This window comes from Burkholderia sp. BCC1208 (assembly GCF_902833095.1).
Taxonomy (GTDB): domain Bacteria; phylum Pseudomonadota; class Gammaproteobacteria; order Burkholderiales; family Burkholderiaceae; genus Burkholderia.
On the sequence record NZ_CADFDY010000019.1, the window covers coordinates 1 to 25,132 of the forward strand.

Consider the following 25,132-nt stretch of genomic DNA (forward strand, 5'->3'; position numbering starts at 1 on the left):
CGCCCGGGGTTGCGAGCGACAAGATCAAGAAGGAAGTGCTGGCGGGCAACTATGTTGGCACGGTGCCGCTGATGTTTGACACTGAGGTTGAATAAGGAGAAGTGGGGTGAAAAAGCTGATTTTGGCAATCGCCGCGAGCGCATGTGCAATGTCGGCGCATGCGGCAAATCCGGGACCGATTGATCTCAACGTCCAGTTTGCCGGTGAAGTCCCGCTGCCGAGTGTCTTTGAAGTGACGCCCAAGGGCTGGGATGGTGCGGCAGCGTCGCTCGCCGTGCCCGACGACTGGGCTGGGCACCGCAATGGCGGAAGTCCAGTGGGATGTGAAGAGCACCTATGGGTCTGTCCGGATTAAACTCCAGTCCCCGCTGCAGGAGAAAGAAGTGTCGCAAAAAAACCGCGGGGTGCTCGTACACAAGAGTGGTGATTTTGTTGAGCTTCTCGCGGCCGCAACCAGATCGAGCGGGAGTTGGGGTGATTGGGGAGTTTTGAATCATGACGAGGGGCAAGTGGTCTTGGGCGCCGACCAGGCCGCTAGAGGCGACTGGGTCGGTGTCCGATTGCGCCTGATGGCTCCGAACGGCATCCCGCGTAGCGGTACCTACACCGGCACGATGACTGCGATCTTCGAGACCGGGGTCGAGGGTTAAGACCGTACTGTGTACGTGCATGTGCGGTCCTCTCCGCCAGCACGCGACGACGGATTCCCCCTGTAAGCAGGGGCGAATCCGTCTTTCCGCAGGCGCCGGTTCAATGGCCATTGCGTGCCAGCATGGCGCTGGCCTATCCAAACAAACTGCGCCACTTTTCATTATTTAATAATCTGCTGCTTTCTCAAGCCGCCTCAGCGGTGTCCTGACTTCCTAAATCAGAGTTCTCTGATTCGTTTCGGTCATTCAATTTTCCATAATTCCATCTGTCGACACCGACCGCATCCCGTCGGCGTTGCGCTTCCATGCCGTCCACACCAATAAATCGCCGCGTCCGCAGGTGGTTGTGCTCGCGTGGCTTTGTGGCGCGCTTCGCCAATATGGGCTGTCCGGTTTCGATTGTTCCGCGTATCTACCGGGTTATCCATTTAACGGAATTTAACGAATGTTGGAGCAGTTATGCCAAAAATGAGCAAGATCAGCGTTGCTATTTTCCTTGCCATTGGCGCGCTGTGCCAACAGGATGCGTTCGCGCGTGCGGAGGTTGCCGGCTCGGGCACGGACCTATTCGAGCAAGCGGAGCAGCTTCCGGCGGATTTTCTCGAGCAACTGTTCGATTCGCCGTTGGTTGTGCGTATCGATTTCGATGGCCATTCGGCAGGCGAGGGCACGATCACGTTGAGTCGCGACGGAAAAGTCCAGTTGGTGGCGCTCTCGGATGAGCGGCGCAGCGGCATCGAACAGGGCGATCGCGAGCTGATCGAAAAATTTCTTCGTGAGCCGCGTGCGCTCGGCGCCTGCGAGACCGACTGCGGCGGCGTGCTCGCGCTTCACTACAACCTCCAGGACTCCGTTTTATCGATCGTGACGCGCCGTGCGGAACAGGATGGTGAGCAGAAGAAATATCACCCGCTGCCGGCCGGTGGAAGCACCGGCCTGATTACGTACAACTACCTGAATCTCACGGGTGGCCAGGGCCGTGAAATCGGCGGACGGTATTCGTTTGACGCCATCGGTAGCGTGGGAAACTGGTCCATCACGAGCGGCTTGCAGGCGACGCAGAACCGCGGCATGCGGCGAGCCAGCGAGATTGAATACTCGGTGCCCCGCCTGTACGCGCAGCGCGAGTTCGAGGGCAAGTTCGCGCGCGCGGGCTTCTTTACGCCGGACCTGGCAACGGGTATCCGCCCTCCGCGCATGCCGGGCGGAGGCGCGGCGACGACGCTTGGGGTGATGTTTGGCACCTCCGAGGCGCGCGAGGTCGAAGGTGCGCGCCCGAGCCTCTATCCCGTCTATGTGACCGCCAATCGCCAGGGCATGGTGGAAATCTACCGCAATGGCGCATTGATCCACAGCCAATCGGTGCAACCGGGGCTGCAGGTGGTCGATACGCGCCCGCTGCCCAGCGGCATCTATGAAGTGGAGGTGCGGCTCGTCGAGGATGGTCAGGTTACGTCCACGCAGAACGAGCTCGTCTACAAGCCCGCGGCGTGGAGCGATCCCACACAACGGTGGAAGTACGCATTTTTTGCTGGACAGGAACGCAACCTGATCGGCGAGGATCGCTCGCACGCGTTCACCGCGGGTGGCGCGATCAACTACCTCGCCCATCCGCGGGTCGTGCTCGGTGCGTCGGCGCAGCATGTGGCCGACGCCAACGTATTCGGCGCGTCGCTTGACTGGCAGTTTACCGACCGTGCGCGAACCTACTGGAATGTGTACCACTCGTCGAAGCACGGAGTCGGCGGCGATGTGCAGATCCTGATGCCGTACCGGGACGGGAGCGTATCGCTGAGCCACAGCCAGCGCTGGCAACGCAACGAGCGGCGCCATCGGAATGCGCGCTCGAGCGTGCGCAGTGGCAAGGTGCATGACTCGGCGATTACGTGGAGCCATCGCTTCACGCCGCAAACGAGCATCATGTCGCGCGCTTCATATGCCAGCGGCGCAACGACCGGCCTCGGTGTCGACCTGTCGGTTTCGCATCGACATAGCTTGTTCGGCAACGATCTCACCTGGCGTGTGTCCGGCTTCGATCGCCCCACCGGGACGTTGGCGAGAACTCGCAACCGAGGCGTCGATGTTGGCTTGAGTATTGCGCTCGGCAAGGAAAAGCGCAGTTACAACGTGAACCTCGGAACGCGAAGCGGCGCGGATGGCCAGCGTGATCATTATGCGTCGCTGGGCGTACGGCAGGAGCTCGACGCCGGCTTCTTCAAGTCGGTGGGGGCGAACGGAACCGTCGACCGGTATGGCTTGAGCATGGGCGCCACCACGCAGTTTGAACATTCGGTGGCTCGCGGCGATGCGTTCCTCCAGCGCTCGTCCAAGGAAGGCGGTATTGCCGGCGGGATGAACCTGTCCAGTACCGTTGGCGCGAACGGCAAATCCGCCGCCGTATCCGGCAAAGGCAACGCCTTCAACGGCGAGTCCGCGGTGATTGTGGACCTGGCATCCGATTTCGAGGACGTCAAGGTGCGTGCCCAGGATGCCTCGGGGGGCAGCATTGAACTGCGCCCGGGTCGCAATCTGGTTCCCGTGTCGGCTTATCGCGCGGGTCGACTCCAGTATTTCTTCGATCGATCGCAGGCGCCGGCGGCGACGCTGCAGCCGGCCGCGACCCATTACCACCTGAACAAGGGCGGCGTCGGGTACGAGAAGGTACACGTCATGAAGACGATGACGGTGATCGGTCGACTGGTCGACCATGCAGGCAAACCGGTGCGAGCAGCTCACCTGTCCAGCCCAGCGGGTCGGTCGGTCACCGAGGCCGACGGATTTTTCGCGCTCGAAGTGAGTCACGCCAAGCCGGTCGTAAAGGTCGAGAAAGGGGGCAAGCCGCTCTGCACGCTTCACCTGAAGCCGCAGGACCATCAAATGGAAGGTGACTCTCTGATTGTCGGGGAGTTGGAATGTGAACAGGAGCAGACCAATGCCGACTCTGGGGAAAGCCGTGATGAACAGGGGTAATCAGAAGGGTAGCGCCAATCGAGGCGCGCACGCATCCACCGCCCGAGTACTCATCGTGCTCATGCGATGGCTGGCCGGTTCAGTTTTGGTGCTAGCCGGCGCAACCGTGGCGCGCGCCGCCGATATGTCGATCGAGGCTGAATACCTGCCCGGTGCGCAGACCCAAGGCGAAAACGGCTTTCGCAATATCACGAGGCCGGCAGGCTTTTGTGCGGCCGATCCCGGTGGTTGTGCAGGTGTGACGACCGTCGACCTGCCGGTGGGCGATGTGAGTTACGGTGCACTCGATAGCGGTGCGAACGGGCAGGATGGTGTATATCTTCGGGCGCCAGCTAATCCGATTCGCGTCGAACTCAGGGACGAACGCACGAACCGGGTCACTGCGGTCACCTTCCGGGTCGCGGGCATGATCGGACAATACACACTCCGGCCGGATGTGTACCAACTGACCGGTACGCCCGCAGGAAGCGCTGAAACGGCACATGCGGCCCTTTGGAATGGAGGCGGCTGGCTACAGCCGCCGGCAGGGTGTACGGCGCTCTCCGTCCAGCCTATGGCCACGGCAAATGCCTACCGGTTCGGCTGGCGTTTGCCTCGCGACGGTGGGGGCTGTTTCAGGACCCCCCGCCAGTCGCTTCCCGCAGGAGCAGTCGTCCTGGATGGAAGTTCACTTGCCGTGGCCTACGAGCTCGTCACGCCGGATCCCGTATCGCTGCCCAATGGCACTTACCAAGGGGTGCACACCTTCACGGTGGGGCCAGGAAAGGATTTCGACTTCGGCGCGCATGCTCACGTGGCGCGATCGACCATTGATGTCGCGTTCGTCCTGAAGGTGCGCCACACATTCATGATCACGGACTCGGGCGCCGGTAACGACGTCAAGCTCGCCCCTGCTCAGGGCTGGTTGAACTGGATAGCCGAAGGCAAGCCCTCTACCAGGATCGAGCGTGACGTCGCGTACGGACTGTCTACGGGCGAGCCGCTGCGGGTAAGCCTGCGGTGCGAGGACGGTGAAGACGCAGCAGGCCGCTGCGTAATGCGCAACGCCCATGACTCGGTCGTACCGGTCGATCTTTCATTGACGGTGGCCGGCGCGACCACTGACCGTAAAGCGCCATTTAGTCGGATTCCACTGACCACGCGGGCACCCGCCTCACTCGATGTCGACCGGTATCTGGACAGTGCCGTGGCAACGGCCCATGTCGCCATTGACGGCCAGGGGGTCTCAGAGATGGGCCGGCATCCGGGGACGACTTATACAGGAAGGGCTTCCGTTGTATTTGATGCGATTGCCGAGTGACGCGGCGAGCAGGGCTGCGGCTGCCGCCGCCGCTTTCAGATTATTCCGATATTCGCGGCAACCTCGGGTGCGGAAAATGGAATCTCTGACATGCAGCCGGTCCACGCAAGCGCTGCATATTTTTGAACTGGCACACACGCAATGAGCGAAAGACGGGCCCCAGAAGCATCGGGCGAGATCGCATTCAGTGCCGATAAAAGGAGTGTCGAATGAAAGTCAATCTCGCGAAGTGTATGTTTGCTGGCCTACTGGCCATGTGCTCGCTTACGGTCAGCGCGGGCACGCCGTCGATCAACATTGGCCCCATGTTTGAGTACATGGGCGGAAAGCAGTCGTCGATCCTCAAGCGGATCCGGAACAAGGGGGATGCGACTGCATTCGTACGGGTCGAGGTGAGCGAGGTGGTGTTCAAGGATGACGGCAAGCAGGAAGAGGTGCCGCTCGATCCCGCGCTGTTGACCCAACGAGACGGCCAAGGGCTGATCGCGAGTCCCTCTCGCCTGATCGTGCCGGCCGAGGGTGCCCAATCGGTGCGTCTGCTCTATCGCGGCAAGCGCGACGCGGAGCACTACTATCGTGTGCGCTTTGTACCTGTCGTGCCGAAGTCGAAAGACGACTTTGTGCTGAGCAACGATGAAATCGAGCAATACAAGGAATCGCTGTCCGCGGGCATCAACGTCCTGACCGGATACGGTGCCATGGTGATCGTGCGTCCGGGCGATGAGCACTATCAAACGGAGTTCAAAGTGGAGGGCGGCAAGAGCATCGTCGAGAACAAGGGAAGTTCGATGCTGACGCTCGAGGCCTATCGCGTATGCAAGGAGAAGGGCGGTGCATGCGGTGAACCGACGGCGTACTACATCCGCCCGGGGAAAACGAAGGAGCTGCCGTGCGAAGCCGGCTCGCGTTGCGAGTTCGAACTGCGCGAAGGTGAAAAGCGAACGAGGATGCATGTCGAGGCTGGGCAAGTCGCGTCGGGGACGTAAAGGTGACCTTCCTCCACTGAAGTATTCCGTCGCAAAGGTGGTGGCAAGGCCGCAGTGACCCTGGCCCACCAATTTTCGAGCGGTGTACTCGAAGCGGTAGGTCAGTTGGTCGACAACCGTCGAGCGCTCCACTAGGAGCGGCCCCGATGACCTCGATAAGTTTTCCTACCTTAATCGGGAGTGAACAAATAAGAGTTGTCTGATTGGGGCAGGCGGGCTCGACACCGAGAATGTGGTTGGCAGCGCCAGTCTGATGCGCTGCCCTATTAACCGCTCTTGGAATATGTATGCATCAATCTATCATCCGCGCGTGTCTGCTGGGTGCGCTCGCAATCGCCGGTGCCGCGCACGCAGCGCCGCTGGAGCAGCATGAATTGGAGATCAAGCTGAGCGCTGAGGTGCCGGTGGCGAGCAGCATCGAGATCAAGGCGGAGGGTTGGGACCTTACCAAGCAGCAGCCGATCAAGTGGGGCGACGACCAGAAAAAGTTCGAGTCGCTGAAGCTGAAGGTGACCGCGAAAAGCGGGGTGGGCAAGGTGCGGGTCAAGCTTGCAGACGCCGCGGAGCCGCGCCTCGTCCACGAAGCCGACGCGCAAGCCTACTTCAAGGTGGGTGCCAAGGTCGGCGGCATGGACGTCGGCACCGATGCTGTCGAGGTTGTGACGAAGGACGAGGCGAAGAGCGGCACGTCGATCGAGCTGGTGATCACGCCCGGGGAGGCGAGCGACAAAATCAAGGCCGCCCCGGTGGCGGGTAAGTACACGGGCACGGTGCCGCTGGTGTTTGAGACTGAAGTCGAGTAAGGGGTGATCGGGTGAAAAAGCTTGCTTTGGCAATCGCTGCGAGTGCATGTGCGATGTCGGCGCATGCGGGAAATCCTGCTCCGATCGATTTCAACGTCCAGCTCGCCGACCAGTCAGGCACGCTCACGCGCGCCCATGAGCACATCTTGTCGATCGATTTGACCGTGTGCCAGCCGAGATCGCAGAAGGCAGCTACCGCTCACGCTGGCCGCTCTACCGCGCACATTCGGACGCCGTGCGGCATCTTTTCGTCGTCACCGCGATGCACATGAAGGGGCATCCGGCCGTCGTGCACTTCACGAAGAGCGTCGACAATCTGAACCACGGGATCACGTCGAGAGCACCGCGCTACCTGCTGTACGGGTTCATGGCCGCCTACGGCAACGCAGTGGTGTCGCGCACGTAGCAAAACGCGCCGAGCTACCTGTGCTACGAGCTGCTGTACGGCAGGCCATTTGCTGATCGACAGCTCGCCGCTCCCCGACAAGACCGGGTATTTCTATCCGGACTTCGACGCCAGGCCGGCGCGTGCTGTTGCAGGCATTTACGGAGTACGGCGCTAAACTCTCGACGCGTGCGACGAGCGCTCGAAGCACCTGCTCAATTCGGCCAGCATCCACAATCCCGGCAACCTCGCTGTGTATTCCCGCGCGATCGCATCGCCCTATCGCGAAGCATGACACATCGTATATTCTTTGGAGGCTTTGGCGCGTGTCAGGACTTGGGCCTCGACGAATTATCCACCGGATGCGGTGATGTCAGCCTGATTAATTCGCGGACGGTCTAGATTTCGAATACGGTCAACGAATGCTTCGTGGAGCTGAAATAGACGAGCAAGGTGTCCCAGGCAGCAATCAGCATGATGGGCTTTCGGCGTGTGTGCACATACGGTAACACGTTCTGGAGCGGCAAACTGAACTGCACGCAGAATCTCGATCGCTGATTCGGGCATGGGGTGGGAGACACACTATCATGCCAAATGGATTAGGCCGGATGTCGGCTCTTTGAATAAATTTCCATGAAAAATTGGCGCCAAGTATTCTACGTGAAAGCGACCCATGGAAATGGTGCACTGCAAAAATACCATGCTCGAGGCGAGACGTCGAGAAAGATGGACTGGCGAATGCCGTCACACGTCACATTGAGGTGCGCCATTGCCCCGCAAGCCACCATAGGAAACATGAATCCCTAGGCATGCAAGCGCGACGTCCGAAGAGAAATCTCGACTTGGTCGGTATCCGAATAGAAAGTTGATTAAGATTGGCAGAGGACCGAAGGGCGAGCCCGCGGATTGCAACTGGGTATCGGAAGGATAGACAGCTGTTTTTTGGGAAAATGTTGATGAATGCATCCACTGAAAGTGGTAACGCTCGTCGTCGCATCAATGTCGTCGTGGCCGATGACCATCCGGTAGTTTCTACCGGCGTCGCCGCGATCCTGTCGGCTGAGATGGATATCAATGTGGTCGGTGTTGCATCGACAATTTCGGACCTGCTGCATTTGTTGCAACAGCAGCCTTGCGATGTCTTGATCTGCGACTATTCATTCAGCGGCGATCAGCAGCCGGATGGAGTGGCGCTGTTCAAGCGACTAAGGCGCAGCCATCCACAGGTTGCGATTGTCGTGCTGACCGCACATCAAGATATCGCGCTGCTCGTCTCTCGCGTCATGAATACGGGCGTTGCTGGCTTCCTGAGAAAATCAAGCCAAGATTTCGCGCGCTTGGCTGCAATCGTGCGCCGTGTGCATGCCGGGCAAACGTTCGTTGATCCGGCCGTGGCTGTCGACCTGCTTGAGGCCGGACATGCTGCGCAGACTTCGATCGAATCGCTTAGCGAGCGCGAGCTCGAAATATTTCGAATGCTGGGACGCGGGATGTCGGTTACGGAAATCGCGATGCATACGAATCGCAGCATCAAGACGATCAGCCACCAGAAAATGCGGGCCATGCACAAGCTGGGGGCAAGATCCGAAGCGGACCTTTACCGCATCTACACGGAACATTTCGGCTCATGAGCCAGTCTCGCGCCAACGCAGAAGAAGCTTCGGACGGCACCGACGACGGAATCGTGACGGCAACCCAAGCTTACGTCCCGCTCAGGTTGACGTTTTCAAAGCGCCTGCTAATTGTTTCGACCATAACGCTGACGTGCCTTATCCTGGTGTGCGCTGGGGGCGTGACCGAACTCCTGATATCACATCAGCACGAGGAATTTGCGCAGCAATTTTCCGCGCAAAGAGAGGCATTGAAGGAGGAGGTCGACAGGCGCGAGGCCCGCATTCGCCAGCTGGTAGTGACGTACCAGATTGCAAAGGAGTACCTAGAGTTAGGTGACTCGCAGGCGCGGAAGGCTCTGTTGCCCAGAAAGAACCAGTTAGCTCAGACAGTGCCCGGATCTGCGGTGACCCGCGCATTCTCGATCGTTTCGACGCTCACTTCACCTTTGGACGCGGCTCGCCTTACAAATTTGATCGATCTGGCAAGATATGCGTCGACATTTTCGCTTTCCCATCAGGATCACTCGCCGGCGCTATCGGAGGGGTTTATCTATACACCGGATAAGCGATTTCTGGCAACGCTTCCGCCGCTCGCACCGGACCAGATTGCTCGGCTGAACACTGAAAAGGCCGCGGAAGACTTCATTGGGAAACGCATGGAGGCTATCGAAGAGGAGATGCAGCGCGATGCCCAGAACGGAGTTCGGGGCAAGGTTGTGTGGGTGACCGGGTCCAAGGATCCACTCAACGACATGACGACGACATATTTTGCGACATCCGTCTACGATGGTGAGCAACGCAAGGCAACGATCGCATTGTCAATTCCGTGTAATCGATTCAATCAGTATTTTCTGCACAACGAAGGCGATCCACATTTCTTTGTTGTCTCGTGCGCGGTGCAGCGACTATTGGGTATCGACGAAACGAATCCGCAAGAGGCGCATTGGGCGGAAATTATATCGAGAAATCCGTGGGTATACCGGGTGGCGAACGGACGGCTCCAACGTATCTGGCGAGAGGGCAGCTTCTTCGTTATTCAGCGCGTGCCGGGCCCACAGTGGGTTGCGGTATATGCATACACCTGGAGCGATCTTCTGAGCGCAATCAGGCAGCAACTGCTGCTTGTTGTACTAGCGACGCTGAGTGGGTGCGGTCTGGTCATCGGAGGCGCGTTCTGGATGAATCGTGAGGTGATTCGGCCGTCCAGGGAGCGGCTGCATAGCCTTTTAGAGGGCGAGGCGTTCAGTCGGTCCATCATCCAGGTCGCGCCAGTGAGCTTGATCGTCGTGGCCAGGGGGAGCGGTGCCATCCTGTTGCAGAATGCGGAAGCGCAAAGCCTTCAGATGGCCTTTGCCAGCCAAGGGGAAAAGGATTCCATCCCCGACAACGTACTTGCACGTGCCGGCGCACTGGTTAGGTTTCACGCGGGAAGTGCTGAGCGCTCCGGCGTGGTAAGCCGGTTTGAGATGGAGCCTGACCTCGAGGTTGCCTATGCGCAGGCAAAGTATCGCGGAGACGATGTTTTCGTGATCGGGATGGTCGATTTGGCGAAGCGAAAGGAAATCGAACGGCGGCTGCGAGAGTCTCGAGCGCGAGCTCAGGCCGAAAGTCACGAGAAGGGAATGTTTTTGGCGACGATGAGCCATGAAATCAGGACACCGTTGCACGGGGCATTAGGGAATCTTGAATTGCTTTCGCGAATGGGACTGACCCAGGAGCAGCGGTCGCGCTTATTGATCGCGCAGGACTCGTTCGACTCACTCCTTTCGCTGATCAACGGTGTGCTTGATCTGTCCAGAATCGAGGCAGGCGAGTTCCTGCTACAGGAACAGCCACAACACATTGATCAACTCGTCGAGCAGGCAAGCAGGACGTTTGCGGTGGACGCGCAGAAAAACGGCGTGCGGCTTCTCTGCCTGATCGATCCGGCTCTACGGGGCACGTGGATTTGTGACGGGTACCGGTTCACGCAAATAGTCACCAATCTCATTGGTAACGCCGTCAAGTTTACATCTCACGGGGCGATCACGGTTTCACTCGGCTCGACCGAGGACGGTCAGATTCGGCTCCGTGTCGCTGACTCCGGCAGGGGGATTCCCGAAGACGAGATTGAAAAGATTTTCATGCCTTACGTCCAAGGCTCGGCCGGGCCGAAAGGTTCGCGAGCAGGTACCGGGCTCGGCTTGTCTCTTTGCCAGAAAATCGCCGAACGAATGGGTGGAAGTATCACCGTCGAAAGCGAGGTTGGCGTCGGATCGATTTTCACCGTGGTGTTGCCACTTCGTCACGATTCAACGGCGCGAATCAACGGCGATGCCGGCCAAGGCATCGATTTCGTCGTGAGTTGCGATATTCCCAGTTGGCGTGGGCAACTGGTGGCCCAGCTCAGCGCGTGGTATCCGGCTGCCCGCGTTACGAGTGGTCAGGATGACGGGCGGGAGGAAGCGCATGCATCCACCGTTTTCATCGACGCGCGCGACTGGCTCGAACATGACGGTTCGCCCGAAAGGACTGGTGCTTACCGCCGCATTACGATCGGATTGGACGGGCCGCTTGTCCCGATTTCCACCGGCCATGCCGTCACAATTAGCGCCTACAGTGGTCAGTTGCTTCTCGACGCGATCGAAATGGTCCTTTTCGGAGCGGACGATGATGGTCGCGAGGGCACAGATGGTTCCGGCGAAATCACAGGTGGTGCGTGGAGTGATGCCAGCGTTCTGGTGGTTGAGGACGACCGAGTCAGTGCACAGTTGATGTGCGATCAATTACGGATGCTCGGGATCGGACATGTAGATGTCGTCGGTAGTGCGGAGGATGGCATTCGACGTTGCCAGTCCCGAATCTACGATCTCGTCGTCACCGATTCCAATTTGCCGGGCAAGGGCGGGGCGGAGCTGTTGTCCGACTTGCGATCAGCGGCGATATCGTGGCCGGTCGTTTTGTGTACTGCCGATGCGACACTCGCGGGAGTGGCAAACACCCCGTTCGATGCGCTCATCACAAAACCGTCGACTTTGAGCGACCTTTCTCTCGTGCTGCAAAACGTGCTCGGACCTGGCGACGTTCAGCAACAGACACTGGCTACACCTGGTGTCAGCCGACTTCTGTCGTTGTTCATCGAATCGTGGATTTCCGACAGAGAAGAACTCCGATTGATGGTGCAGGCGGGTCACGTGTCCGAGGTGCTAGAACGATTGCACCGGATCCAGGGCGCCCTGATGATTCTTGATAAGGGCGAGCTGGTAAGTCACTTGGAAGATTGGTCCGCGAAGATAGCGGAATCTAAATGTGTCGACGAAGCAGATTTGCAGTCGTTTGTCGATGCGGTGGAGTCTTGGCTGGCATTGCATGCTACAGCCAAAAAGTGCTCCTGAACGGTGATGCTAGCGGTTGAGATACATGCTGAACAGCCGTCAAGTGTCCCACGTCGGTGGAGTTGACCCTGTAATACCGGACACGGCATCACACTAAGGTTGCTGAATCCATCGCGCGCCGGAACTCGCGAAGCGAGCGGTATTTCAGCGCGCTATGGGGATGCTTCTCTTTGTAATGCTCGAACGCGATGGCCAAGTTGCATGCAGCAGTCGCTGCGTCCGGCTGCGGCATGAAGGCGACGTAGTCGCGTTTCATCATCTTCACGAAGCTCTCGGCCATCCCATTACTTTGTGGGCTGCACACCGGTGTGGTCAATGGCTTCAGGCCGATGGCCACTGCGAATCGGCGCGTGTCGTCGGCCGTGTAGCCCGAACCGTTGTCGCTCAGCCACTCGATTTCGGACGGTGTATGCAGTTCGTTGCCAAACCGATTTTCCACTGCAGTCAGCATCACGTCTCGCACGATGTCGCTGCTGTGGCCTGCCGTCGTGGCTGCCCAACTCATCGCCTCACGGTCACAGCAATCCGGCGCGAACGTTACGCGCAGCGGCTCGCCATTGTCGCAGCGGAACTCGAAGCCGTCCGAGCACCATCGCTGATTGCTGCGCGCGACGGCCATCTTGCCGTCGTGTCGACGTTGGGGGCGAGGCGGAAGCGGCCGGCGCTGCATCAGCAACCCGTGCGTGCGCATGACGCGATAGATTTGGCATTGAACGGCAACAGCCCAACCGCGACACGCTCGTTGCGCAATATGCCCCAAACCCGGCGATAGCCATAGCTGGGCAAATCGCCGATGACCCGGCGGATTTCCTCGACCGCGGTCGCGTCGTCAGTCTGCCTCGATTGACGGCCATCGCGCCACGTCGCCGGACGCGACAGTCGTGCCGATACGTTCGATCGCGACACGCCGAGAACTTCACAAACCAGTTTCACTGGTCGTCCTCCGGCAGCGAGGGACGAGTACGCTATCCATTTTTTTGCCCGGTCATACTCGACTGCTTGCCGGAGAATCTCGTTCTCCATGGTCTTCTTGCCGCGCACCCGTTGCAGATCATGAATCTGCTTGAGCGCGGCGGCCAGCTCGGAGGCAGGAACCACTTCCTCGCTAGCCTTGACCGCTGACAACTCCCGTTCTCGTACAGCTTGCGCCAGTTGAACAGTTTGTTCGGATTCACGCCGTGCTGGCGTGCGACCATCGAAACCGATTTCCCCGGCTCGAAACTCTCGCGAACCATCGCCAGATTTTGCTCCGCCGGCCAGCGCCGTCGGCACTCCGGGCCCGTCAACACTTCCATCAGCTCTTGGGAATCTATTCCCGGTAGGCGATATAAGTCGAACAATTAACTATGTCTTGGAAATTAAATATGCCTGATTCGAAATTTTAAAATCGGTTCGTTAATTGGCCTGTTATTTTTCGCCAGCAGATAATCATCTCCAATAAAAATTAGAATTTTTGATTGAATAGCATTGTCTTTAGGAGAACCCCGGCGATCGAATAGGAAATGGCTTATGTTTTCGCCAAAAAATAGGACATCGGACGGCTTTTTTGCGTCACTTCCTATATTTAATTGCATTCGGAGGGGCCGATAATTCGAGGGACTTTTGAGTCGGACCGTCATTACGTCCATGAGCGTAAAGCAGTGGACGTGCGCATGAAGCCCAGCGGATCTCGTGACCATTACCCGAATCGATGTGGGGCGGGATTTTGGTCGGCTGTTCGTTTGATAACAGTGATCGTCTGTGCTGATGGATGAATGCTATTTTTTGTTGAGATCGAGAGTTCTATGAATAAGTCGTACAAGGTGGTTTGGAACGCATCCAGTGGCACATGGACAGCGGTTTCTGAAACTGCGAAATCTCGTGCTCGCGGGGCATCGTCGAAAGATGTCTTGCGAAAAACTCCTGTTGTGTTGGCAGCTGCTATAGGGGTTGGGATGGCCGGGGGGGCAGGGCACGCTTATGCGTCCAATGCTGAGGGCGGCCAGCATTGCGAATCGGAAAGTGGTAAGTCAATGGAATGTGACAGTGGCGAAAATATTTCTAGAAAAAAAGTAGCGTCGTTGTTGGCGAGAGGCGTTGACGTCGCTAACTCGAAGATTACATCCTCCGCAGCAGAGGGGGCAGGAGCCGATGCGGCGAACGTCAAACAGTTGTATTCGGCGGGCGATGTGAGTGTCGTGATTGGTAACGGCGCACGTGCTGACAAGTACAATGGTTGGGAGGTTGGCAGTGTTGCGATAGGACCGAAAGCGATCGCCGGTAGATTTGACCAAGTCGTAATCGGCAATGAGGCGAGTGCTTCGGAAGACTACGCTGTCGCAATCGGCTTAAATGCAAACGGTGCGGGTCAATACGGGGTAGCGGTCGGGCCTCGGGCAAGCGCACAAGAATCTGCTGTGTCTATCGGGTCTGGAGCGGAGGCTCAGGACGAGGGTGTAGCTATCGGGGCCCGAGCAAAGGCAGTGAGCGGTTCGGTGGCTATCGGCGGTGACGCGAAGGCAGACCGTGTCGATACCGTTTCAGTTGGGGGTGGAAAGTACGGGCCGCTTCAGCGCCAGATAGTGAACGTTGCAGCAGGAACGCAAGACACCGATGTCGTTAACGTGAAGCAACTAAATGGCGTAGCGACTGCGCTAGGAGGCGGCGCAAGCATCGCTGCAGATGGCAGCGTAAAGGCACCGACGTACACGCTGGACAGCGGCAAGACGACTGCACACAACGTAGGCGAAGCGGTGTCGAACGTGGACGGCCGCGTGACGACGAACGCGACGAACGTCGCGAAACTGCAAGGCAACTTTGCTGATACCGGTCTGCTGGACGCGAAAACGGGCAAAGTGATTGCGGCGGTGACGTCAGATCAGATGAATGCCGCAGTTGCGAAGGCCAGTAGTGACCGGCTCGATGCAGGTCGGGTCACGATCGGGAAGGACGCGTACGCAACCAGTAACAATGTCGCGCTAGGCGTGGGCGCGAAGGCTGATACTGCGGGAGCAGGAACGGGCGTGATTGCTGTTGGCGATAACGCAGCAGCCGGTCGGCAGGGGTATTCAGGTGCTATTGCGATTGGCCAGGAAGCACGCGCGGTCGATGGCTCGCAAGGCGGCCTTATGCGTGCAATCGCAGTCGGAGCACGCGCGCAGGCGCAAGGGGTTTCTGTTGCCATCGGACCCGATGCTCAGTCCAGCCCAGGTAATGGGGTCGCGTTAGGGCACCAAGCCAGTGTAGGCGCGAATGCCACGTGGGCGGTCGCGCTTGGCACCGGCTCGGCAGCCGAGCGGGCCGATACGGTCTCGGTGGGGAACGCCGGACGCCAGCGTCAGATTGTGAACGTTGCGGCGGGTACACAGGACACCGACGTCGTGAACGTGACACAGTTGAAGGGCGTAGCGACGGCGCTGGGCGGTGGTGCAGGTATTGGCGCCGATGGCAGCGTGACCGCACCGAAATATCATGTTGGCGACAAGACCTACGGTAACGTTGGTGATGCGATTACGGCCGCGGCGGAAACCGGCGGCGGTGGCGGTACGAATCCGAATGCAGTTGCATACGACGATGCGACGAAGAGCGCGATCACGCTGGCTGGCGAGCAAGGCACGACGCTGAAGAACGTCGCAGCCGGCGCGGTGAGCGTCACGAGCATGGAAGCGGTGAACGGCTCGCAGCTGTATGGCGCCTCGCAGAGCGTGGCAAGTGCGCTGGGCGGCGGTTCGACGGTGGACGCAGCAGGCAAGCTGACGGTACCGGCGTACACGCTGGACAGCGGCAAGACGACTGCGCACAACGTTGGCGACGCGGTGTCGATTCTGGACGACCGTGTGACGACGGACGCGAAGAAGGTCACCGATCTGCAAGGCAATCTTGCCGAGTCCGGTCTGTTCGACAAAGACAAGAACCAGTCGATTGCGGCGCTGACGTATGACCGTAAGGCAGACGGTACGGCCGATCGCGGCTCGGTGACGCTTGGCGGCGCGGGTGCAAAGGACCCGGTGGCGTTGAAGAACGTTGCGATGGGCATTGGTGACACCGATGCGGCGAACGTGGGCCAGGTGAAAGGCATTACTACGGCGCTGGGCGCTGGCGCGGGCATCGGCGCCGATGGCAGCGTGACGGCACCGAAGTACCACGTTGGTGACAAGACCTACGGCAACGTCGGTGACGCGATCACGGCCGCGGCGGAAACCGGCGGCGGTGGCGGTACGAATCCGAACGCTGTCTCCTACGACGACAAGGCCAAAGAGGCGATCACGCTGGCTGGCGAGAAAGGCACGACGTTGAAGAACGTCGCAGCCGGCGTGGACGCGACCGACGCAGTGAACGTCGGCCAATTGTCGGATGCAACGAAGTCGATTCGCGATTCGCTCTCGGACGGCAGCCTGTCGATGCGCTACATCAAGGTCAAGGCTACGGGGCAAGCGGCAAACGCCATGGGAACCAATACCGTCGCGATCGGCGCGGGCGCAAACGCGACCGGAAATGGCTCGCTGGCCTTGGGTGCGGGTTCGCGCGCGAATGGGCTCAACTCGGTGGCGATCGGCCTCAATTCGGTTGCTACGGAGGCGAACCAGGTATCGGTTGGCGACGTCGGCCGCGAACGTCGCATTTCGAATGTGGCCGATGGTACGGAAGATACCGACGCAGTCAACGTGAATCAACTGACTGAAGCGGTCGAAAAGATGACCGACCGGACCGACAAGCTGTCGTCGGAACTCAGGTCGCGGCATAGCTCGCTGACGGCTAACGTCCTCGCAGCCAAAGCAGACTTGGCATCGGCCGACCCATCGAAATTCTTGCAAGTTGCCGGTGCGGGAGCGGATGGTAGTCAGGAGAATACCGCGAACATCGTCGGTGGCGATCCGGCGAGCGATACCGCCGCCGCGATCGGTGTAGGTTCCATTGCCTCGGGCGCAAATGCGGTCGCCCTCGGTGTGCGTAGCTACGCGTACTCGGATGGCGCAGTGGCCATCGGTAACATGGCCCAAACGGGTGCCGGCCAAGCCAACTCGGTGGCCATCGGGTCGAATGTGACGACCAACGGGGAAAGCGCGCTTGCTGTTGGTTCGCAGGCGCGGGCAAACGGTGACAACGCGGTCGCGCTCGGTAATAACGGCGTGGCGGCAATCGGTGCGAATTCCATTGCGATCGGTAACAAGGCCAGCTCCGCAGCAGGTGCGACTAATGGTATTGCGCTGGGCGCGTCCGCGAGTGTTGCACGCAATGTGGCCGACTCGATGGCGCTGGGCACAAATGCCAGCGTCGAAAAGGGCGCGAATAGTGCGGTCGCACTGGGTACCGGTTCCAAGGCGACGCGCGCCAATACCGTTTCGGTGGGTAACGCCGGAAGTGAGCGCCAGATCGTGAACGTTGCGGCGGGTACGCAAGGCACCGACGCGGTGAACGTGGCACAGCTGAGCGGCGTAACGACCGCGCTTGGCGGCGGGGCGGGCATCGGCGCCGATGGCAGTGTGACGGCACCGAAGTATCACGTCGGTGACAAGACCTACGGTAACGTGGGTGACGCGATTACGGCCGCAGCAGAAACCGGCGGCGGTGGCGGTACGAATCCGAATGCGGTTGCATACGACGATGCGACGAAGAGCACGGTCACGCTGGCTGGCGAGAAAGGCACGACGCTAAAGAACGTTGCGGCCGGCGCCGTGAATGCGACGAGCATGGAGGTGATGAACGGCTCGCAACTGTACGGCACGTCGCAGAGCGTGGCGAGCGCGCTGGGCGGCGGTTCGACGGTGGACGCAGCGGGCAAGCTGACGGCGCCGGCGTACACGCTGGACGGCGGCAAGACCACCGCGCACAACGTTGGCGAAGCGGTGTCGAACCTGGACGGCCGAGTGACGACGAACGCGACGAACGTCGAGAAACTGCAAGGCGATATTGCCGAATCCGGTCTGGTGGACAAGGACACGGGCAAGGTGATTGCGGCGGTGACGTACGACCGGAAGGACGGCACGGCGCATGGCAGTTCGGTGACGCTGGGCGGCGCGGGCGCGGTAGCGCCGGTGGCGTTGAAGAACGTTGCAGATGGCGCGGTGACCAAGACGAGCACGGATGCGCTGAACGGCTCGCAGCTGTACGGCGCGTCGCAGAGTGTGGCGAGTGCGCTGGGCGGTGATTCGACTGTGGACGCAGGCGGTAAGGTGGCGGCACCGACGTATACGCTGGACGGCGGCAAGCTGACTGCGCACAACGTTGGCGAAGCGGTGTCGAACTTGGACGGCCGCGTGACGACGGTTGCGACGAGCGTCGAGAAACTGCAAGGCGATATTGCCGAATCCGGTCTGGTGGACAAGGACACGGGCAAGGTGATCGCGGCAGTGACATACGACCGCAAGGAAGACGGTACGGTCGATCGTGGCTCGGTGACGCTTGGCGGTGCGGGCGCGGCAGCGCCGGTGGCGTTGAAGAACGTTGCAGTCGGTATGGCTGACACTGACGCAGTGAACGTGGGCCAGTTGAAAGGCGTTACCACGGCGCTGGGCGGCGGTGCAGGTATTGGTGCCGATGGCAGCGTGACGGCACCGAAGTATCACGTCGGTGACAAGACCTACGGTAACGTCGGTGACGCGATCACGGCTGCGGCGGAAACCGGCGGCGGTGGCGGTACGAATCCGAATGCGGTTGCATACGACGATGCGACGAAGAGCACGATCACGCTGGCTGGCGAGCAGGGCACGACGCTGAAGAATGTTGCAGCGGGCGCGGTGAACGCGATCAGCATGGAGGCGGTGAACGGCTCGCAGCTGTACGGCACGTCGCAGAGCGTGGCGAGCGCGCTGGGTGGCGGCGCGACGCTGGATGCAGGTGGCAAGCTGACGGCCCCGGCGTACACGCTGGACGGCGCCACGACGACTGCGCACAACGTTGGCGAAGCGGTGTCGAACCTGGACGGCCGTGTGACGACGAACGCAACGAACGTCGGGAAACTGCAAGGCGATATTGCCGAATCCGGTCTGGTGGACAAGGACACGGGCAAGGCGATTGCGGCGCTGACGTACGACCGTAAGGCAGACGGCACGGCGGATCGCGGCTCGGTGACGCTTGGCGGCGCAGACGCAAAGGACCCGGTGGCGTTGAAGAATGTTGCGATGGGCATTAGTGACACCGATGCGGCGAACGTGGGCCAGGTGAAAGGCATTACCACGGCGCTGGGCGGTGGTGCGGGCATCGGCGCCGATGGCAGCGTGACGGCACCGAAGTATCACATTGGCGACAAAACCTACGGTAACGTTGGCGACGCGCTCGCAGCTGCGGCAGCGAGCGGAGGCGGTGGTACGGATTCGAATGCGGTCTTGTACGACGATGCAGCCAAGACTGCGGTCACGCTGTCCGGCGAGAAAGGCACGACGTTGAAGAACGTTGCAGCCGGCGCTGTGAATGCGACGAGCATGGAAGCGATGAACGGTTCGCAGCTGTACGGTACATCGCAAAGTGTGGCGAGTGCGCTGGGCGGTGGCTCGACGGTGGACGGGGCCGGCAAGGTGACGGCGCCGACGATCCGCGTCGGCAGCAAGACCTACGGTAACGTCAGTGACGCGATTGCGGCCGCGGCAGCCAGCGGCGGCGGTGGTGGTAAAGGCTCGAGCTTCGTCACGATCGACGGCATGGGTTCGGACGGTAGTCGGTTCAACACCGCAAGCATCGCGACGGGCGATCCGGAGAGTACGACAGCCGCCGCGATCGGTGTGGACGCTCATGCGGCCGGGGCGAACGCGATTGCGCTCGGCCTGAACACCGGGGCGCTGTCGAACGAATCGGTTGCGATCGGCAATATGGCACAAACAGGCTCGGATCAATCGTACTCGGTGGCCATCGGTTCATGGGTGACGACCAATGGCGCGGGAGCGCTGGCGATCGGCTCGAATGCGAAGGCGAACGGCGAGAATGCGGTCGCGCTCGGCAGTAACGGCATCAAGGCAATCGGAGCAAGTTCGATCGCGATCGGCAATGCCGCTGAAGCCGCGGTAGGCGCGACCAATGGCATTGCGATGGGCACGAGTGCGAGCGTTGCACCGAACGTGACCAATGCGATGGCGCTGGGTGCCAATACGAGCGTGGAAGGCGCGGCGAACGGTGCCGTGGCGCTGGGCGCAGGCGCCAAGGCGACGCGCGCCAATACCGTTTCGGTCGGTGACGTCGGAAGCGAGCGCCAGATCGTGAACGTCGCGGCGGGTACGCAAGGCACCGACGCGGTGAACGTGGCGCAGCTCAGTGGCGTAACGACTGTGCTGGGCGGCGGCGCGGGCATCGGTGCCGATGGCAGCGTGACGGCACCGAAGTATCACGTCGGTGACAAGACCTACGGTAACGTGGGTGACGCGATTACGGCCGCGGTGGAGATTGGTAGCAGCAAGGATCCGAATGCTGTTGCGTACGACGATGCGGCGAAGAGCACGGTCACGCTGGCTGGCGAGAAAGGCACGACGCTGAAGAACGTTGCGGCCGGCGCCGTGAATGCGACGAGCATGGAGGCGATGAACGGCTCGCAGCTGTACGGCACGTCGCAGAGCGTGGCAAGTGCGCTGGGCGGTGGTTCGACGGTGGATGTAGCAGGCAAGCTGACGGCACCGGCGTACACGCTGGACGGCGGCAAGACCACGGTGAAAAACGTTGGCGACGCGGTGTCGAACCTGGACGGCCGAGTGACGACGAACGCGACGAACGTCGAGAAACTGAAAGGCGATATTGCCGAATCCGGTCTGGTGGACAAGGACACGGGCAAGGTGATCGCGGCGGTGACGTACGACCGCAAGGCAGACGGCACGGCGGATCGCGGCTCGGTGACGCTTGGCGGTGCGGGTGCAACAGACCCGGTGGCGTTGAAGAACGTCGCAGCCGGAGCGGTAAACGCGACGAGCACGGAAGCGGTGAACGGCTCGCAGCTGTACGGCGCGTCGCAGAGCGTGGCAAGCGTACTGGGCGGCGGTTCGACGGTGGACGCAGCCGGCAAGCTGACGGCCCCGGCGTACACGCTGGACGGCGGCAAGACGACCGCGCACACCGTTGGCGACGCGGTGTCGAACCTGGACGGCCGTGTGACGACGAACGTCGAGACGCTGCAAGACAACCTCGCGGAGTCCGGTCTAGTGGACAAGGACACGGGCAAGGTGATTGCAGCGGTGACGTACGACCGTAAGGAAGACGGCACGGCGGATCGCGGCTCGGTGACGCTTGGCGGTGCGGGCGCGGCAGCGCCGGTGGCGTTGAAGAACGTCGCAGCCGGCGCGGTGAACGCGACGAGCATGGAAGCGGTGAACGGCTCGCAGCTGTACGGCACGTCGCAAAGCGTGGCGAGCGCACTGGGTGGTGGTTCGACGGTGGACGCGACCGGCAAGGTGACGGCACCGAAGTACTACGTCGGCGACAAGACCTACGGTAACGTGGGTGACGCGATCGTCGCCGCAGCGGAAATGGGTAGCGGGACGGACCCGAACGCGGTTGCATACGACGATGAAGCCAAGAGTGCGGTCACGCTGGCTGGCGAGAAAGGCACGACGCTGAAGAACGTTGCAGCGGGCGCCGTGAACGCGACGAGCATGGAAGCGGTGAACGGCTCGCAGTTGTACGGCACGTCGCAGAGCGTGGCAAGCGCGTTGGGCGGCGGTTCGACGGTCGACGCAGCAGGCAAGCTGACGGCCCCGGCGTACACGCTGGACGGCGGCAAGACGACTGCGCACAACGTTGGAGAAGCGGTGTCGAACCTGGACGGCCGTGTGACGACGACTGCGACGAACGTCGAGAAGCTGCAAGACGATATTGCCGAATCCGGTCTGGTGGACAAGGACACGGGCACGGTAATCGCGGCGGTGACGTACGACCGCAAGGAAGACGGCACGGCGGACCGCGGTTCGGTGACGCTAGGTGGTGCGGGCGCGGCAGCGCCGGTGGCGTTGAAGAACGTTGCAGCAGGCGTGGATGATACCGACGCGGTGAACGTCGGCCAGCTGAACACCGGATTGTCCGATATGAAGCGCGAACTGGCTGAAGGCAACATCGATCTGAAGTACATCAAGGTCCGGGCCAGCGGCGCACCCGCGACCGCTACTGGCGCTCAGTCCGTCGCGATCGGTTCAAAGGCCCTGGCAGGCGGTTCGAATACATTGGCGTTGGGTACCGGTGCGCGTGCGCTCGCGAGCGGATCGGTTGCGCTGGGTTCCAATTCCGTTGCGAATGAGGCGATGACGGTGTCCGTCGGTGACGACGGGACCGAACGCAAGATCGTCCACGTGAAAGCGGGGGACGTTACAGCCAGGAGTACGGATGCGATCAATGGATCGCAGTTGTTCGAGGCGCTGGGCAAATTGAAATCCCGTGTCGCAGCTGAGCAGTCGCACCTGTTGTCTCGGGTCAATGCGCTTGCGGATTCGGACGAGTCGAATTCCCTGGTCGCGGTCGACGGTATGGGGGGGACGAACTCGGCGAGTATCAGCGGGGGCGATCCTGAGAGCACGACGGCCGCCGCGATCGGCGTGGAGGCTCATGCGGCAGGGGCAAACGCGATCGCGCTCGGGCTGAACACTGGGGCGCTATCGGACGAGTCGGTTGCGATCGGCAATATGGCGCAAACAGGCGCGGACCAATCGTACTCGGTGGCCATCGGCTCGAAGGTGACGACCAATGGCGCGGGGGCGCTGGCGATCGGTTCGAATGCGAAGGCAAACGGCGAGAACGCGGTCGCGGTCGGCAATAACGGCATCAAGGCAATCGGTGAAAGCTCGATTGCGATCGGCAATGCAGCAGAAGCCGCGGTGGGTGCGATCAACGGCATTGCGCTGGGTACGAGTGCGAGCGTTGCACCGAACGTGACCGATGCGATGGCGCTGGGTGCCAATACCAGCGTGGACGACAAAGCGAACGGTGCCGTGGCGCTGGGCGCAGGCGCCAAGGCGACGCGTGCCAATACTATTTCGGTGGGCAACGCCGGAAGCGAGCGCCAGATCGTGAACGTTGCGGCGGGTACGCAAGGCACCGACGCGGTGAACGTCGCGCAGCTCAGTGGCGTCGCGACCGCGCTGGGCGGCGGTGCGGGCATCGGTGCCGACGGCAGCGTGACTGCGCCGAAGTATCACGTCGGTGACAAGACTTACGGTAACGTCGGTGACGCGATCGCGGCTGCAGCGGCAAGCGGCGGCGGTGGTGGTACGGATCCGAACGCGGTTGCGTACGACGATGCGGCGAAGAGCACGGTCACGCTGGCTGGCGAGCAAGGCACGACGCTGAAGAACGTTGCTGCCGGTGCCGTGAATGCGACGAGCATGGAAGCGGTGAACGGCTCGCAACTGTATGGTGCGTCGCAGAGCATGGCCACTGCGCTCGGCGGCGGCTCGCAGGCAGGCGCCGACGGCACGATCTCCGCGCCGAGCTACTCGCTCGCGGGCGGCACGACGACGGTGAACAGCGTCGGTGCGGCGATCGGCAATCTCGACGGGCGGGTGACGGCCAACACGGGCGATATCTCGACCCTGAAGGATACGATCGAGAACAGCGGTCTGATCGATCCGACAACCGGGCACGCGGTCGCAGCGGTGCGCTACGATCGCAACGAAGACGGTTCGGCGAATCGTGCGTCGGTCACGCTCGGGGATGCCGGTACAGCTGTTGGCCTGCACAACGTGGCAGTCGGAGCGGTAAGCGCGACGAGCACCGATGCGGTGAACGGCTCGCAACTGCACGGCACGGCCACAAGCGTTGCGAATGCGATCGGAGGCGACACGACCGTCGACGAAAACGGGCATGTTGCGGTCAATTCGATCGAAGTGGGCGGTCACAAGTACGCGACCGTCTCGCAAGCGGTGCAGGCGGCTGCGGCGTATGGCGCCACCGATTCGCTGGCGGTGCGCTACGACGTCGACTCGCACGGCAACCCGAACTACGGTTCGGTGACGCTGGGTGGGCCCGCGGCGGCGCCGGTGATGCTGACCAACATTGCCGACGGCAAGAGCCAGTACGACGCAGTGAACTACGGCCAGCTGTCGTCGCTGAAGAGCGACTTCGAAAACCGCCTCGGCACGATGGACGATCGCGTCAGCAAGATTGAAACCACCGGCGGTTCGGGCGGTGACGCGCGCCGTACGGTCAGCAACGACCTGATCAGCGGTTCGGGCGAAGCGGGCCAGGCGGTTACGGCGGCCCAATCCGGCAACGGCAGCAACAACGTTGCGATGGGTTCGGGTTCGACGATCAACGACGATGCTGGCAACGCCACGGCAGTCGGCGCGAACGCGACGGTACGCGCCGCAGGCGGCACGGCGATTGGTGCGGGTGCTGATGCGCATGCGGCCAATAGCACGGCGATCGGCCAGGACTCGTCGGCTCGCGGCGAGAACAGCACGGTGATCGGCCAGGGTTCGAAGGCCCGGGGCGACAATAGCATTGCGATTGGTGCGGGTTCCGTCGCGAACGAGGACAACACGGTCTCGTTCGGTGACGGCTCCGACCAGGGCAAGCGCCGGATCGTCAATATCGCGGATGGCGTGAATGCGTCGGATGCGGCGACCAAGGGGCAGCTCGACCGGGCGGTTGGCGGGCTGCAAGGTCAGATCAACGGCGTATCGCGCAATGCCTATTCGGGCATCGCGGCGGCAACGGCGTTGACGATGATTCCGGGTGTCGACCCTGGCAAGACGCTGTCGTTCGGTATCGGCAGTGCGAGCTACAAGGGCTATCAGGCGGTCGCGTTTGGCGGGGAGGCCCGCATCAACAAGAACCTGAAGATGAAGGCCGGTGTGGGCTTGTCGAGCGGTGGCAACACCGTTGGCCTCGGCGCATCGTATCAGTGGTAACTGCCGACTGACGGAGCGGGGAAACCCGCTCCCGTATTTCCGGACCCGCCTCGCGCGGGTCTTTTTTATGTGTGTTCCGCAGGAGTGCACGCCAGCCGGTGCAACTCGGAGCGGATCGGAATCGGCCGACGCTGGACTGCGGTGATTCGTCCTTGGCTGATTTACGGCGGTCGGAATCGACAGCGATACTCGCCTTTTCATTCAAAGTGATGGAGGGGCGAGGCCACACGTCATGTGTCGGCGGATTCGTCGCTCGT

General features: G+C 61.0%; 9 protein-coding genes and 1 pseudogene. 9 read left to right on the top strand and 1 reads right to left on the bottom strand.

Annotation, left to right across the window (positions count from 1 at the left end):
- Positions 1 to 106 precede the first annotated feature (106 nt).
- From HWX09_RS32905 to HWX09_RS32940, 8 genes are all read left to right on the top strand, one after another.
- The gene (locus HWX09_RS32905; protein WP_175888620.1) at positions 107 to 355 is read left to right on the top strand and encodes a hypothetical protein; all 249 of its coding nucleotides are present in this window, start codon (positions 107 to 109) and stop codon (positions 353 to 355) included.
- A gap of 763 nt (positions 356 to 1,118) precedes the next feature.
- Complete coding sequence (locus HWX09_RS32910) at positions 1,119 to 3,620, top strand: TcfC E-set like domain-containing protein (RefSeq protein ID WP_051421319.1); 2,502 nt, start codon at positions 1,119 to 1,121, stop codon at positions 3,618 to 3,620.
- Positions 3,583 to 4,920 (top strand): hypothetical protein, encoded by a 1,338-nt coding sequence (locus HWX09_RS32915; protein ID WP_155257288.1) that lies wholly within the window; start codon positions 3,583 to 3,585, stop codon positions 4,918 to 4,920. Before HWX09_RS32910 ends, HWX09_RS32915 begins: the two co-directional genes overlap by 38 nt.
- 209 nt (positions 4,921 to 5,129) lie before the next feature.
- A complete protein-coding gene (locus HWX09_RS32920) occupies positions 5,130 to 5,906 on the top strand; it encodes a molecular chaperone (protein WP_155257289.1) in 777 nt (258 codons plus the stop codon).
- Between the two features lie 287 nt (positions 5,907 to 6,193).
- A complete protein-coding gene (locus tag HWX09_RS32925; protein ID WP_027782036.1) occupies positions 6,194 to 6,709 on the top strand; it encodes a CS1 type fimbrial major subunit in 516 nt (171 codons plus the stop codon).
- Between the two features lie 166 nt (positions 6,710 to 6,875).
- A complete protein-coding gene (locus tag HWX09_RS33930; protein WP_027782037.1) occupies positions 6,876 to 7,115 on the top strand; it encodes a DUF2827 family protein in 240 nt (79 codons plus the stop codon).
- A gap of 935 nt (positions 7,116 to 8,050) precedes the next feature.
- Entirely contained in the window at positions 8,051 to 8,725 is a 675-nt protein-coding gene (locus HWX09_RS32935) for a response regulator transcription factor (protein WP_063831205.1), read from the top strand.
- Entirely contained in the window at positions 8,722 to 12,081 is a 3,360-nt protein-coding gene (locus HWX09_RS32940) for an ATP-binding protein (RefSeq protein ID WP_027782039.1), read from the top strand. The genes HWX09_RS32935 and HWX09_RS32940 overlap by 4 nt, the downstream gene beginning before the upstream one ends.
- An 88-nt stretch (positions 12,082 to 12,169) precedes the next feature.
- Here the strand turns inward: HWX09_RS32940 and HWX09_RS32945 are convergent.
- Positions 12,170 to 13,376 (bottom strand): annotated as a pseudogene (locus tag HWX09_RS32945) (IS3 family transposase).
- Positions 13,377 to 14,543: 1,167 nt separating this feature from the next.
- Here HWX09_RS32945 and HWX09_RS32950 point away from each other — a divergent pair.
- Positions 14,544 to 24,875, top strand: a complete 10,332-nt coding sequence (locus tag HWX09_RS32950; protein ID WP_268907345.1) for a YadA-like family protein — start codon at positions 14,544 to 14,546, stop codon at positions 24,873 to 24,875.
- Positions 24,876 to 25,132 lie beyond the last annotated feature (257 nt).

Excerpts from the sequence above, each read along its gene's own strand:
- HWX09_RS32910 (WP_051421319.1), top strand. The coding sequence starts at position 1,119 with ATGAGCAAGATCAGCGTTGCTATTTTCCTTGCCATTGGCGCGCTGTGC.
- HWX09_RS32915 (WP_155257288.1), top strand. The coding sequence starts at position 3,583 with ATGCCGACTCTGGGGAAAGCCGTGATGAACAGGGGTAATCAGAAGGGT.
- HWX09_RS32920 (WP_155257289.1), top strand. The coding sequence starts at position 5,130 with ATGAAAGTCAATCTCGCGAAGTGTATGTTTGCTGGCCTACTGGCCATG.
- HWX09_RS32925 (WP_027782036.1), top strand. The coding sequence starts at position 6,194 with ATGCATCAATCTATCATCCGCGCGTGTCTGCTGGGTGCGCTCGCAATC.
- HWX09_RS32935 (WP_063831205.1), top strand. The coding sequence starts at position 8,051 with ATGAATGCATCCACTGAAAGTGGTAACGCTCGTCGTCGCATCAATGTC.
- HWX09_RS32940 (WP_027782039.1), top strand. The coding sequence starts at position 8,722 with ATGAGCCAGTCTCGCGCCAACGCAGAAGAAGCTTCGGACGGCACCGAC.